The following is a 12,921-nucleotide window of genomic DNA, read 5'->3' on the forward strand; positions in this document are numbered from 1 at the left end:
GGCGCTTTTCTGTAACAAGGATACGCGCTCATTTTTCATTTAAGGGTACTTAATTTATAATCTCTAACAGGCTTTCTAATTTATTTATTTCGTAAGTAGGTTTTAAAGACGTTTGATTTTCCTTTTGTTTAGGATTGAACCAACAAGTATCAATACCATAGTTCATTCCACCTTGAATATCAGAAGTCAAGGAGTCACCCACCATTAGTACGTTGGATTTATCAGTAATCTGTAGCTTATTAAAAGCGTAATCAAAAATTCCTATTTGTGGTTTTTGGAATCCAGTGGATTCTGAGATAATCATATGTTCAAATATATCTTTTAACGGGGAATTATTAATTCTGGATGTTTGTACATCCGTGTAACCGTTCGTAATAATTGCTAACCGTTTATGCGAGAGAGCGTTAATGACTTTTTCAGCCCCTTGCACGAGGTGCGTTTGTTCGCCAAGAAATCTTAAATAATCTTGATTGAATACAACTGCGTCAATTTCAAGTTCATGTTCTAAAAATAATCTCCTGAATCTCTCTGAACCTAGTTCAATAAGGCTCATTTTTCCACCTTCTAAATCTCTCCACAATACTTTACTAATTTCTTGGTAACTCTTTTCGTATAGCTTTAAGCTATTTAATAGATTATATTTATCAAAGACTTTATTAAAAGCTTCTTGCTCCGATTTCGTAAAATCAAAAAGTGTGTCATCTATATCAAAAAAAATAATATCGTAATTCTTCATTTTGTCCTCTACTTTCTAATTCTGTTAAGGATACTCAATACTTCCTATAAATCTTCTCACACATCATATTGTTTATTCAACAATCGGGCGCAATTCTTGAAAAGAATTGTGCCTTCTTTAGCTAAAGGGCCAGATTGTGGAGTAAGGGAGGTAATCAGATGGTTCATCTCGAAATTGTAAGTTATGCCAAAACAACACGCCGCAAATGAATATTGACCAAAGGGATTATCTATTAAAAGGGATAAGATTGGAGGGAATAGAAAATGGATGTAAGGACACTTTTGTTACAACAATGGGCAAGCTGCTTAGATAAAGAAGACTGGTTTCCACCACTTGAAAAAGTACTAGAGAATATTACTTTGGAACAGGCAATTTGGAAACCAGTTGAGGGAGCACATTCCATTTGGGAATTAGTTTGTCATTTACTTTTCTTCGAAAAGAGAATTCTGTTACGCTTTCTTGGTGAAACAGCAAATGAACCAAAGGCAGAAAATAATGACGCTACATATCGATTACCAACTGAGACCTTTCAAAATTGGAAGGAAACAAAACAAGAATACTTTTCTGTTCATCGTGAACTTGAAAAAATACTAGCAAAATCAGATCTAGAAGATTTGTATAGACCGATTCCTGATGACAATCCATTAGTGCTTGAACTGAAGAGTTTAGCAATGCACGACGCATATCATATTGGGCAAATTGTATTCCTAAGTAAAATGCAAGGAGCTTGGCCAGGGAAACGCAGCTTCTAAAAACGCCTTATTAGCTTTACAGTTATTCCTTTATAGGGCGCGATTATGGAATATCGCCTTAAGGCGAGCTGTTGCCTTGAAGGCAACAAAATCATTTAACAGGGGGCATGCCGCTAATTTCAGCCAGATGGGTCCCGTCAGGAAAATGCGGATTTACAACGATTTGCTTCTCTTGCCAGAAGTAGAGTATAGTAGGAATGTTTAAAATATATTCCAGGAGGCTACAGCTATGTCACAGGAAATTTGGATTAACCTGCCGGTCAAAGATGTTGAGAGGTCAACTGCCTTTTTCAATGAGATTGGATTCCATGCGGTGAGTGTTGGTAACGAGAGAGCCAAGCTAGCCATAGGACAAACAACGATTCTACTGTTCCCGGATGCGGCGTTTGAGAAATTTACAGGTTCAAAAACCGCAGATACTTCTCATAGCGCAGAAGTAATATTTTCCATTGGCGCTGAAAGTAGAGAAGAAGTAGATGCATTTATTCAAAAAGTAGAGTTTGCCGGAGGAAGCATCTTTGGCAAGCCGAGTGAAAATGATGGCTGGATGTACGGTGCAGGATTTGCCGACCTGGACGGTCACCGCTGGAACCTATTGTACATGGATGAGAGCAAAATGCCGAAACGCTAATATGGAAACGCCGGTCACCTACTTAAGGTCACCGGCGTTTTTCTACTCCCCGTATAATCTCATATCTGTCATTCAATCCAAATCATTGCTTAGAAAGAAAAATTCGTGAGTTAAACTAATACAAATCAACTGTATTAGCCCGTATAAATTTATTGGTCTTACATAAATTATATTAACACATATTGGAACTAACCTATGCGCAACAAATGGAAACCTCATTTATATGCGTGACGGTGAACCGTTTCACAAGATAAGACATACCTTGTTGTTCCACAATCGGGCGCTTTTCTGTAACAAGGAAGAGCGCTTATTTTCATTAAAGGGACATTATGTTGAATAATACTCCACTGAAAATTGGGATTAATGCTAAAATATAGATAAGGTTGTGAAAAAATGCACTTAAACTAACGGTGCAGGATAGTGAAAGAGAACCTTACATTAGGAAATTGAATAATCTTTTTGAAATAAATTATATATCTTAAAAATTGGAGATAGTTTCAATAAATAAAAATAGGAATTTACTTTATTGTATTTTAGGAAGTGCTTTGCTTTCTTTTTTAAATAGTCCGATATTTAGTCAAGTTAAAATAGGGATTCTTCCAGGTGGATATGGAGGACATATATTCGGAGAGCTGTTAGTTAGAATCATTGATTATTTGTCATTATTTGGATTTATATTACTAATAGTATTTTCCATTACATTAATACTAAAGAATATAATTTCAATAGAGAAATAATAAATCAGGCTGCTTTTGATATTATAGTGGGATTGCTTACTTGAAGAATTATGTGCAATAAAAAAGTACAAACCTTATGGTCTGTACCCGTAAGCAAACACGAACATAAAAGCAAAAAATAAAAAAATAGTAGCTGTTGGAATCAAACTCAATAACACTAATAACTTAGCTGTCTTACTTTGCACTCTTATAAACCATTTGTAATAGATAAAAAGGAGAATAATTAACAAAGGCCAGAAAAAATAACCAGCCATGGAATCAACCCAGCCTGAATTTTTATCCCAGTAAACATCGGGTACAGGAGTAATATTCTCATATTGTCTATCAATTTTGTTTTTAATCGTAATAAAGACGTAAGAAATAATAGAATAATAAACGATAATTGTGGCCTTAAACCATGAAAATAAAACCTTGTTGAAAATTACTACTATGAAGATAATTGCCAGCATCACAAATAAACCAAAGTATTGTTGCAATTAAATCACCTCTATAGTTATATTATTCAATTTATGTAAAATTATATACAAAAAATTTTTATTGCACAGTTCGTAGATATTATACAGTAGCTAATTCCATTATAGGGCGCTTTCCTGGAAAACAAGGAAAGCGTCTTTTTTCTAATAGGTTATTTAGAGTTCAAATTTATAAATATCTTAGATTATTGAATATCCTCGTTCGAAAAAGTCTTTCATTGAACATAATAGAATTTAGATTAATAGATTTATTAGTGGGAGAGTGAAAGACGTATGTTATTATCCGAAGCGTCGAAAAAGTATCAACAGGATAAAAAAATTGAGGGATATTCATTACTTACATTAAAAACATATTGTTTTCAATTATAATCGGGCGCAATTCGTGAATTGGAATTGTGCCTTTTTTAGTACTAGAACCAATATTACTAAATAACATCTTTTTTAAAACTGAATATTGATATAAAAGTATAGGTAAGATTGTGAAAGCAGTTATTCCGCCATAAGCAAGTACTATCTAAATTTTATATTTGAAAAATATAATGCAATGAACTCTATTGTAATATACTATTATAAATAGGTTAACAATGTTAATTTATGTTTTATTCAAAGCTCACTAGAATGTTCAGTAAAAAAAACTATAAGGAGTCCTAAAATGAAAAAGAAAATAAACTATTTAATCTTACTTTTAACTGCCATCTTCATAGTTGGTTGTACTAACGTAGAAGATGCATCCGTTACAGATAAAGAAACAGATTCACAAGATGTAACCACAGTTGAAACAAACTCAAATAATAGCGAAAAAGCCGAACAAAATAATGACCTATTCTCGGGATACAAACTTATTGAAGTTGATGGTGGCGATTTGTCTGGACATCGTGAACCCAACGTTGCTATTGACATTGGTTATGGGGACCGGAAGTATTGGGCTTTCACGAATGAGCATGGGCAACTGGTCCGTGTTATTGCTGACGAAATCGTTCTACAAGATGACGATAACGAACCTGTAACATCGTCTGGCAGATACTATAATGATGAAGCAAAAGTTCCTGGTGTAGAAAGAGCAGATTTAGATGAAGGACATATCATTGCAGATTCTCTCGGAGGGGTATCCAATGCTTACAATATTACTCCACAAGAAAGTACGCTTAACCGACATGGTGATCAAGCATATATGGAAGATGCCATTCGTAAAGCTGGTGGAGCTACTAATTTTGAAGCAATTATCACATATCCTAATACGGAAACGCAGATTCCTTCTCATTATAAGTACACTTACACTTTAAAAGGGAATAAGATTGTAGATGAGTTTGATAACGGCAACCCTGATGAGATAAATAAATCTCTAGGCTTAACTGAAAGTAAATCAACTAACTCAAATAAGTCAACTAGTTCAAATAAGTCGAATGGCACTGAAGATATTTCAAGTGTTGATACAAACGGTAATGGACAGGTGACGATTAAAGAAGCAAAAGCAGCAGGTTTTAGTATGCCAATAACGAGTGATCATTGGTTATACCCATATATGCAAGATAATGATAACGACGGTATGGTAGGGGAATAAGCACCTAGAACTCAGGGCAAATTAAATGAATGAAATAAATGAATGACTTTACAGAAACAATCGGGCGCTTTCCTGTAGTAAGGAAAGTGTCTTTTTTCTTGTATTTGAAGGGTTCCCATGGATCGGCTATTTTGTTATTGTTTAAGATTTTGAAAATCCTCGTATGAAAAAGACTCTCCATGGACATAATAGAATCTAGATTAAATGATTTAGATTTATAGGAGAGTGAAAGAATTATGTTATTATCCGAAGCGTGGAAAAAATATCAACAAAATAAAAAATTGAGGGATATTCATCACTAACATTAAAAACCTATTGTTTTCAATATAATCTTTTATTAAATTGGGTAAAAGAATTCCAAAGTTTCTTTCGGAATTAGAGATAGAACATCTAAGAGAAGCTTGTCAAACAACGATGGAAAATGCGCTGTTTGAATTTATGTATTCGACCGGCTGCCGTATTGGGGAAGTTGTAAAATTAAATCGCGATGATATTGATTTTCGTACGAATTCGGTCATTGTACATGGAAAAGGTGATAAAGAAAGGGAAGTTTACGTTAATACTCGTTGCTCCATATGGTTAAAAAGGTATTTAGATGAACGAGATGATGAAGAATCTTGCTTGTTTATTACGGACAGAAGGCCAAAAAGGCGTATGAGTATTGATAATCTGAGATATATTATCAAACGCATATCAAGCCAAGCTGGGATAAAAAAGAGTATACATCCCCATCAATTAAGACACAGCTATGCTACACATATGATTAATAATGGTGCACCAATTGAAGTGATCCAAAGTTTACTTGGTCATGAGAAGAGTGAGACAACAAAGATATATGCTCAGCTTAGCGGGAAATTGAGACACGATTTTTATAGCAAATATTTTTGAAAGCATATAAATTAAAAATTTAATTGAAATCAAGGCACCCATGTGAATAGGTATGTCTTTTCGTTATCGGGCCAGATTGTTAAATAACATGTTTATATGATGAATACGGAAAATGGATTGGTAAAAGATAAAAAGGAGGGTTATTCCCTTCTAAAGATTTGTAACAACAAAAATTATTTTAAAGGAGAACTGTTATGTTTACTATTGGTGAAAGAGTAATGGTATCAAGGGATAATGATAATGAAAATTATGATTCATTCCGTAACAAAGTATTGGTAGTAACTCATATTGCTACTAATAAACAGGAACATAAGGGCTATGATGGAAATTTAGAAGCGCCTTTATACGATCTTGAATTGGAAAATGGTGAAGCTATTAATCGCTCGTTATATGAATATGAATTGGAATATGCAGATTAAAAATGATTAAAAATGGAGGGGTTTTCCCTCCTAAATAACAAACAGGGCTGAACTTTTTACATAAAAGCAAGGAGGAAACAAAATGGGTGGCGGACATCTGGTGTTTACTGTATTAGATTCAAAAAAACAATTTCTAATTATGAAAGCCCGGACGTTTTTAAAGTAAGATTGGACGATAAGTTTACAAAGGTCAGGTGCAGTTTTTTAATATAGAGTTGGAGTAGGAGGAGAGCAATGGAAGGAAACAATATCTCTTAAAGCTATCGAATATTGATTCCATCTTCCGCCGAAAAACCTATAGCCATAAACTCTTTCATGCCCAACAGTCGTTAAAAAGAACCAAAAATTGTCTCCGTTTCTAAGCCACATATACGTGAAACGAAATATACAATTTTCAAGCCCTCTAGGATTCTGACCATAGAAAGGCATTTGTTCCATATATCGCATAAGTCAAGATTCACTCCTTTTTTAAATTAGACATATAACCAGTTTATGCTCAAGGTCAAAGCTTGGGTTGGATGTATGCCCTAAATAGTTTATGTAAGAGGATAGCAGCCATCGAGGCTGTAGTGAGAGAAGAAATAATTGATCTTATGATTGAATACATATTTTAGTTATTCAATTAAAGGACGCTTTTCTGAATAAGGAGAGCGTCTTTCTTTATATATAGTGCCATATCGTTGAACAACCCCTACCTAAGCGTAATTACCACTTCTTATTATTATTATAATTTTTTCTATAAACGTAATCTGCATTTTTATTTCCTAACGAATTACTAATAGAGTCCAAAATCAGCATAAAAATTCCAAATAAAATAAACGCCAAAATGTAATGACCTAAGAAAAATAAAACAAACGCCGCAACCAATAGTAATATCATTAAAACAATTACCGAGACTTGTAATTTCCCCTTCTTCTTATCATCCATATGTTCAACCTCCTATCAAATCGCCAATATTTTTCCGTATCTTTTAATTTGTTTTCAGTGGTTTATTTTACCTTATATCTAATATTTACCATAACATCCAGCGCTTGTTTTCATTAAAGGGCCAGATAATTGAGCAACACCTTTAGGGAATTTTTACCTTTTTTATTCGTATAAAGAGTAATAAGGAATAAAGTTAGGCGTAAAAATGGATTATGGACTATTGGTTATTGACATAGAGTTCAACTAGCGGGTGCTTTAGTAGAAGATTAAGAGCTGTTCAGACAGCTCTCTTTTCTTATTTAACTAAAGTGGAGGTTAATACAATGGGCTGTTTTCAAGTGAATCGCTAACTTTTTGCTAATTTTGTAATAATCACCTGATAAGATCGTAGTATATAAAGAGGTTATTTGAAATTCAGTAATAGTGTTAACATTTAAATGAATATGGGGGCGAAAAATGTTTAATAAAGACTCAGAAAAGAATAAAGGCTCAAAGAAGAGATTTGAAGAAATCCTTACAGAAAATGGTGTGGCTAATGGAAACAGAATAATAGTAGATAAGGAAACAGGAATTCATTATTTATTTAGTTGGGGTGGATATGCAGGGGGAATTACCCCGTTATTGGATAAGGATGGAAAACCAATGGTAAAACCAAATAATGAATAACAGCTTTATCTTGTTCAACTATATGGTAGCTTTAGTTCCACAAGGAAATAAATAACTTTATTATCTGTTTTAATTTCAACTTTTTGATCTATTTTTTAATATTTTACATCTGTTACTTGAAAAACTTATTCCAATTTATACTATTGACGTTTTAAATGAAACTTGTTATCATTCTCCTATTGTTTTTAAAAAGAATAGATATACCTTGTATAAATTCAAGAATACGGCTTGAAAGTTTCTACCAGCTACCAATAAATAGCTTGTCTACAAGGAATGGGAAATTAATGATATATTTTTATTCCGTTTTGTAGAAAAAGCTTTGGCCTAATTGTGGTCAAAGTTTTTTTTATATCAAGGGGAAAATAAAATGAATTCGTTGGAAAACGAACTTCGGAATCATTCCCTTTCGATCTTTAATTTAGCAAATAGGAGATTACAACATGAGAGACTTTTTTAAATTTGCAGAACGGAACACTTCCTATAAGCAGGAAACACTAGCAGGGATAACGACCTTCTTATCTATCGCATATATATTAGTCGTCAATCCGCTTATTCTAAGCCAATCGGGGATGGATAATGGGGCTGTATTTACTGCAACTGCGCTTACTGCGATCATCGGAACACTACTTATGGGTTTACTTGCTAACTTCCCAATCGCCATTGCCCCTAGTATGGGATTGAATTCATTCTTCACTTTTTCTGTGTGTATTGGAATGGGTATTGACTGGGAAATCACTTTAACTGGCGTTTTTGTTGCAGGAATCATTTTTATGTTATTAAGTTTACTGAAAATCCGAGAGAAGATTATTAATATTATTCCACTGGATCTAAAATATGCAATCGCTTCTGGAATTGGGTTCTTCATCACATTTATCGGGTTAAAAAATGGTGGAATTATTGTTGGCAATAAAGATACATTTGTTTCAATTGGAGATTTAACTTCACCGATGACTCTACTAGCAGTTATTGGTCTTATTATTACGATCATTATGTTAGTACGTGGCATCAATGGCGGGATTTTCTATGGGATGGTCATTACAACGATTATTGGTATGATTTTTGGATTAATTGATGTCCCTTCATCGATTGTTGGAAGTATCCCAAGCATTAAACCAACATTTGGTGTTGTGTTTGGCCATTTAGATGAGATTTTTACCCCAGAAACACTGACAGTTATCTTCACATTTTTAATTGTTGCCTTTTTTGATACAGCTGGTGCATTAATTGGATTAACGAGCCAAGCAGGAATGATGAAAGATAATAAGATTCCAAATATCGGAAAAGGATTACTTGCCGATTCTGCTGCAGGTGTCATTGGCGCTATCTTAGGTACATCGACACCTGCTACGAGTGTTGAATCTTCTGCTGGTATTGCTGTCGGAGGAAGAACCGGCTTTACGTCTGTCGTTATTGCAGCTTGTTTTGTGGTTGCTTTGTTCTTCTCACCAATTGTTAACGTTATTTCAGTGGAAGTTACATCAGCTGCATTGATTATTGTAGGCGCATTAATGGCAATGGAAATCCGTAAAATAAACTGGACTAAGTTAGAAATTGTCATTCCATCATTTTTAACAATTATTATGATGCCTCTAACTTCTAGTGTGGCAATCGGGATTGGATTGGGTTTTGTTCTTTATCCAATATGTTTAGTAGCACAAAAGCGTTATAAAGAAGTTCATCCAATTATGTATGTGCTTTGTTTGTTATTCATTTTATACTTTGCTTTTATATTGTAGGAAAGAGATTTAGAGGACTAGGAGAATACAGTTGCTGGTAGCTAGAGAGCAACGCCTAAAGGAACATACACCATGAAAGAACGTAATGACCTTCATTCTCTTTGGGTTATTAAATTAATGGGATTAAACCATAAAAGGCATAGATTAGTTCAGCTAATTTATGTCTTTTGTACCTTATAAATAACTTAGGAGCTCTACTACAAGTAAGATTATTGAATAATACATTCTTCAACAATCGGGCGCTATTCTAGAGTAATGAATCTGAGTTTTATTAAATAAAAGGGCCATTTTGTTTGAAATTTAGGAGTGAAGAAATGAATAATTTTTTTACAGCATTAACTTATGTAAATAAAATGATTTATGAGTCGAATCACTTAACTGTAAAGTCAGTTCAAGAAGAGAAGCAAAATTCTAAGTATGGTGCTGGTACATTTCAATTATCTTCTAAAACAGTTCGATTCAGAGTTGCGAATATAACACCTACCAAAGTAGGGCAGTTTGTTGCATTTTGGGAAAAGGACGAAAATAATGAAAATCAACCCTACTTATATGAGGAAGCCCCTGATTTATTAGTTATAACTACCTTTAAAAATGAAAATGAGTTTGGTCAATTTATTTTTCCAAAAGAAATTCTTTTAAAACAGAACATTCTTAGGTCTACTTCAACAAAGGGTAAAATGGCAATAAGAGTTTATCCTAGCTGGGATAGTCCGAGTAGTAAACAAGCGATGAAAACTCAAAAATGGCAGTTACCCTATTTTGTTGATATGTGTAATCCGAATAAATTACCCTTAGAAAAAATAATAGAACTGTATTCTCTTTAATCCTCTGCAATCGGGCGCTTAACCTTAGCAAGGATCGGAGGGGATTATTTTGATAAGATTTGTTGAAGATTTAGCTGGGGCAATCTATGATTTCTTTAAGTTTATATTAACAAGTTTAAGTTACGTTTTTGCTGGGATGATTATTGTCGGAGTACCACTGTTCCTCTTAGCTATGTTGTTTAAATGGCTTTTCTAATAGGGGCTATAATTTAACTATCATGAAAGAAAGTAATGGATGGTTAACAGTGGGCTTTATTTTAATAAGGACTTTAATCGATCTTCCGCAATTGGGCGCAATTCTTGAAAAGCAAGCAATCGTGCCTTCTTTAGCTAAAGGGCAAGATTGTTGAATACATAATTATAGATTTAATATTAAGTAAGGTGAACCGTATCAAAGGGCGAACCGGATGTTGCCAGTCATTTGTTGAGCGATTCCTTCATCATTTCGACTCCATAGGTGAGCGTAGTGCTTCAATGTAAATTCTGGCCTTGAATGCCCAAGTCGTTGTGATACAACCAAAATATCCGCATTAAATTTGTGAAACCAGTGTTGATGAATTTTATGATTGGTTTGAGAAGTGAGTAGAGTTAGCGGAATATTGTATTTAAAGTGTCCGAGAAGTTATTGATATTTGTTTAAATTCGCCTATACTAATGATTAGTTAGCAAAATCGTCTTTAGGGGTAAAAGCAAAAGTTAAAATACCAAGCACTTGACTTGCCAAAAAAGGCAGGTCATTTTTTATTATTTCACATTCTAACTCATTTACAAGGCGAAATTCGCGTATAATGGTAGTTTGAATAAGGTAACAATCTTCAAGAAATAATAAGGTAAATAATCCAAAATAAAAGAGGCTTAATTATGTGCAAAGAAAGTTTTAAAGATTATAAATTAAGTAATGAAATAGTAAACGCGTTGGATAGCTTAGAATACGTAAATCCAACAGAAGTTCAAAGTAAGGTTATACCTATTGTGTTAGAGAAAATGGATCTTGTCGTGAAATCACAAACAGGAAGTGGGAAGACTGCTTCATACGGGATTCCAATTTGTGAATTAATTGATTGGAAGGAAAATAAACCTCAAGCGTTAATTTTGACACCTACAAGAGAACTTGCTGTGCAAGTGAAAGAGGATTTCATAAACATAGGTAGATTTAAACGGATAAAAGCAGCAGCTGTTTATGGAAAACAACCTTTTGCTATCCAAAAAACAGAATTAAAGCAAAAAACACATGTAGTAGTCGGTACTCCAGGTCGTGTGTTAGATCATATTGAAAGAGGAACTCTGGCGTTAGATCGGATTCACTATCTTGTAATTGATGAAGCTGATGAGATGTTAAACATGGGGTTTATTGAACAGGTAGAAGCCATCATCAAGGAGTTACCTCGAGAACGAGTAACAATGTTATTTTCAGCTACATTACCAGAGAAAGTCAAAAGCCTCTCACTTAACTATATGAAAACGCCTATCGATATTGAAATTAAGACGACGGGACTCACAACTGATAAAATTGATCATTCTCTTTTTGAGGTGGCAGATGACGATAAATTTTCTATGCTTAAAGATATAACGATTGTTGAAAATCCAGACAGTTGCATTATCTTCTGTCGGACAAAAGATCGAGTAGATACTGTGTGTGATCAGTTAATGGATTTGAGTTATTCCTGTGATAAAATCCACGGCGGAATGATACAAGATGACCGGCTTGGCGTAATGAATGACTTTAGAAGAGGAGAATTTCGCTATTTGATTGCTACGGATGTAGCTGCCAGAGGGATTGATATTGATAATATAACACATGTCGTCAACTATGACCTGCCACTTGAGAAAGAGAGCTATGTCCATCGTACGGGTAGAACAGGACGAGCGGGTCAAAAAGGGAAAGCCATCACTTTTGTTACACCTTTTGAAGATCGGTTTTTAAGTGAAATTGAAGAATACATTGGTTTTGAGATTCCGAAAATGAACGCTCCTTCAAAAGAGGAAGTTTCAGATAAGAAACCTGCCTTTGAAGAAAAAATGAATGTTGAACCAACGATTAAAAAAGCAAAAAGTGAAAAACTAAACAAGCAAATCATGAAGTTATACTTTAATGGTGGTAAGAAAAAGAAGCTTAGAGCAGTAGATTTTGTTGGAACGATTGCAAAAATTGACGGAGTATCAGTGGAGGATATTGGTATTATTACAATATTAGATACTTTTTCTTATGTTGAAATATTAAATGATAAAGGTCCGATTGTGTTGAATAGAATGAAGAACACAACAATAAAAGGTAAGTTATTGAAAGTATATGAAGCTAATAAGAAGTGAAACGTTAGCTTTGGCAGAATGATGGGTAATAAGACATAATTGGACTTTTTTCTTGTAAGTAACATTAGGAGAAATCAAACTAAAAACCTCATTTAGTTACTATTATAATAAAAATAGTGTGAAGAGGAGTAGTTACTATGTCTAATATCGCTGGGGCATCACTGGGTGAATTGACCCCAAAAAGTTAGACATTATATTAAGTTAAGCAGCTATGGAGGATTGAATTCGGTATTGTACCGGACTTAGTCCTTTTAATTTTCT

12 protein-coding genes, 1 pseudogene and 1 riboswitch are annotated in these 12,921 nt (G+C 33.9%); of the genes and pseudogenes, 10 read left to right on the forward strand and 3 right to left on the reverse strand.

Features of this window, described 5'->3' with window-relative positions:
- Positions 1-49: 49 nt before the first annotated feature.
- Positions 50-736: a YjjG family noncanonical pyrimidine nucleotidase gene (locus tag ACIQ4I_RS20450; RefSeq protein ID WP_403099546.1), complete on the reverse strand. Its 687-nt coding sequence runs from the start codon at positions 734-736 to the stop codon at positions 50-52.
- A 263-nt stretch (positions 737-999) separates the two neighbouring features.
- Between ACIQ4I_RS20450 and ACIQ4I_RS20455 the strand changes: the two genes are divergently transcribed.
- Together ACIQ4I_RS20455 and ACIQ4I_RS20460 are read left to right on the forward strand one after the other, a co-directional pair.
- Positions 1,000-1,488 (forward strand): DinB family protein, encoded by a 489-nt coding sequence (locus ACIQ4I_RS20455; RefSeq protein ID WP_151536189.1) that lies wholly within the window; start codon positions 1,000-1,002, stop codon positions 1,486-1,488.
- A gap of 229 nt (positions 1,489-1,717) precedes the next feature.
- On the forward strand, positions 1,718-2,119 hold the full coding sequence (locus ACIQ4I_RS20460; RefSeq protein ID WP_403099548.1) for a VOC family protein: 402 nt from the start codon (positions 1,718-1,720) through the stop codon (positions 2,117-2,119).
- Positions 2,120-2,930: 811 nt separating this feature from the next.
- Here the strand turns inward: ACIQ4I_RS20460 and ACIQ4I_RS20465 are convergent.
- Positions 2,931-3,332 carry a hypothetical protein gene (locus tag ACIQ4I_RS20465; protein WP_403099550.1) on the reverse strand — a complete coding sequence of 134 codons (402 nt, stop codon included), beginning with the start codon at positions 3,330-3,332 and terminating at the stop codon, positions 2,931-2,933.
- Between the two features lie 649 nt (positions 3,333-3,981).
- Here ACIQ4I_RS20465 and ACIQ4I_RS20470 point away from each other — a divergent pair.
- The 3 genes and pseudogenes from ACIQ4I_RS20470 (at position 3,982) to ACIQ4I_RS20480 (ending at position 6,197) form a co-directional block, all read left to right on the forward strand.
- Positions 3,982-4,890, forward strand: coding sequence for a DNA/RNA non-specific endonuclease (locus ACIQ4I_RS20470; RefSeq protein WP_403099552.1), 909 nt, complete (start codon positions 3,982-3,984; stop codon positions 4,888-4,890).
- A 236-nt stretch (positions 4,891-5,126) separates the two neighbouring features.
- Positions 5,127-5,778, forward strand: a pseudogene (locus ACIQ4I_RS20475) (tyrosine-type recombinase/integrase).
- A 194-nt stretch (positions 5,779-5,972) separates the two neighbouring features.
- Positions 5,973-6,197 carry a hypothetical protein gene (locus ACIQ4I_RS20480; RefSeq protein ID WP_403099553.1) on the forward strand — a complete coding sequence of 75 codons (225 nt, stop codon included), beginning with the start codon at positions 5,973-5,975 and terminating at the stop codon, positions 6,195-6,197.
- A gap of 705 nt (positions 6,198-6,902) precedes the next feature.
- Here ACIQ4I_RS20480 and ACIQ4I_RS20485 read toward each other — a convergent pair.
- Complete coding sequence (locus tag ACIQ4I_RS20485; RefSeq protein ID WP_403099554.1) at positions 6,903-7,124, reverse strand: hypothetical protein; 222 nt, start codon at positions 7,122-7,124, stop codon at positions 6,903-6,905.
- Positions 7,125-7,580: 456 nt separating this feature from the next.
- Between ACIQ4I_RS20485 and ACIQ4I_RS20490 the strand changes: the two genes are divergently transcribed.
- The 5 genes from ACIQ4I_RS20490 (at position 7,581) to ACIQ4I_RS20510 (ending at position 12,660) form a co-directional block, all read left to right on the forward strand.
- A complete protein-coding gene (locus tag ACIQ4I_RS20490) occupies positions 7,581-7,790 on the forward strand; it encodes a DUF6440 family protein (RefSeq protein WP_403099556.1) in 210 nt (69 codons plus the stop codon).
- Between the two features lie 185 nt (positions 7,791-7,975).
- A riboswitch (purine riboswitch) is annotated at positions 7,976-8,077 on the forward strand.
- Positions 8,078-8,230: 153 nt separating this feature from the next.
- Complete coding sequence (locus ACIQ4I_RS20495; protein WP_403099559.1) at positions 8,231-9,526, forward strand: NCS2 family permease; 1,296 nt, start codon at positions 8,231-8,233, stop codon at positions 9,524-9,526.
- 314 nt (positions 9,527-9,840) lie between these two features.
- The gene (locus ACIQ4I_RS20500) at positions 9,841-10,350 is read left to right on the forward strand and encodes a MepB family protein (RefSeq protein WP_403099561.1); all 510 of its coding nucleotides are present in this window, start codon (positions 9,841-9,843) and stop codon (positions 10,348-10,350) included.
- Positions 10,351-10,399: 49 nt separating this feature from the next.
- Positions 10,400-10,546, forward strand: a complete 147-nt coding sequence (locus ACIQ4I_RS20505) for a hypothetical protein (protein WP_403095188.1) — start codon at positions 10,400-10,402, stop codon at positions 10,544-10,546.
- Between the two features lie 665 nt (positions 10,547-11,211).
- Positions 11,212-12,660 (forward strand): DEAD/DEAH box helicase, encoded by a 1,449-nt coding sequence (locus tag ACIQ4I_RS20510; RefSeq protein WP_403099563.1) that lies wholly within the window; start codon positions 11,212-11,214, stop codon positions 12,658-12,660.
- Positions 12,661-12,921 lie beyond the last annotated feature (261 nt).

The sequence above is a fragment of the Rummeliibacillus sp. NPDC094406 genome (assembly GCF_044763875.1).
In the GTDB taxonomy this organism is placed as follows: Bacteria; Bacillota; Bacilli; order Bacillales_A; family Planococcaceae; genus Rummeliibacillus.

Bases quoted from the DNA above. Each gene is read 5' to 3' on its own strand.
- ACIQ4I_RS20450 (WP_403099546.1), bottom strand. From the start codon at position 736: ATGAAGAATTACGATATTATTTTTTTTGATATAGATGACACACTTTTT.
- ACIQ4I_RS20455 (WP_151536189.1), top strand. From the start codon at position 1,000: ATGGATGTAAGGACACTTTTGTTACAACAATGGGCAAGCTGCTTAGAT.
- ACIQ4I_RS20460 (WP_403099548.1), top strand. From the start codon at position 1,718: ATGTCACAGGAAATTTGGATTAACCTGCCGGTCAAAGATGTTGAGAGG.
- ACIQ4I_RS20470 (WP_403099552.1), top strand. From the start codon at position 3,982: ATGAAAAAGAAAATAAACTATTTAATCTTACTTTTAACTGCCATCTTC.
- ACIQ4I_RS20480 (WP_403099553.1), top strand. From the start codon at position 5,973: ATGTTTACTATTGGTGAAAGAGTAATGGTATCAAGGGATAATGATAAT.
- ACIQ4I_RS20485 (WP_403099554.1), bottom strand. From the start codon at position 7,124: ATGGATGATAAGAAGAAGGGGAAATTACAAGTCTCGGTAATTGTTTTA.
- ACIQ4I_RS20490 (WP_403099556.1), top strand. From the start codon at position 7,581: ATGTTTAATAAAGACTCAGAAAAGAATAAAGGCTCAAAGAAGAGATTT.
- ACIQ4I_RS20495 (WP_403099559.1), top strand. From the start codon at position 8,231: ATGAGAGACTTTTTTAAATTTGCAGAACGGAACACTTCCTATAAGCAG.
- ACIQ4I_RS20500 (WP_403099561.1), top strand. From the start codon at position 9,841: ATGAATAATTTTTTTACAGCATTAACTTATGTAAATAAAATGATTTAT.
- ACIQ4I_RS20510 (WP_403099563.1), top strand. From the start codon at position 11,212: ATGTGCAAAGAAAGTTTTAAAGATTATAAATTAAGTAATGAAATAGTA.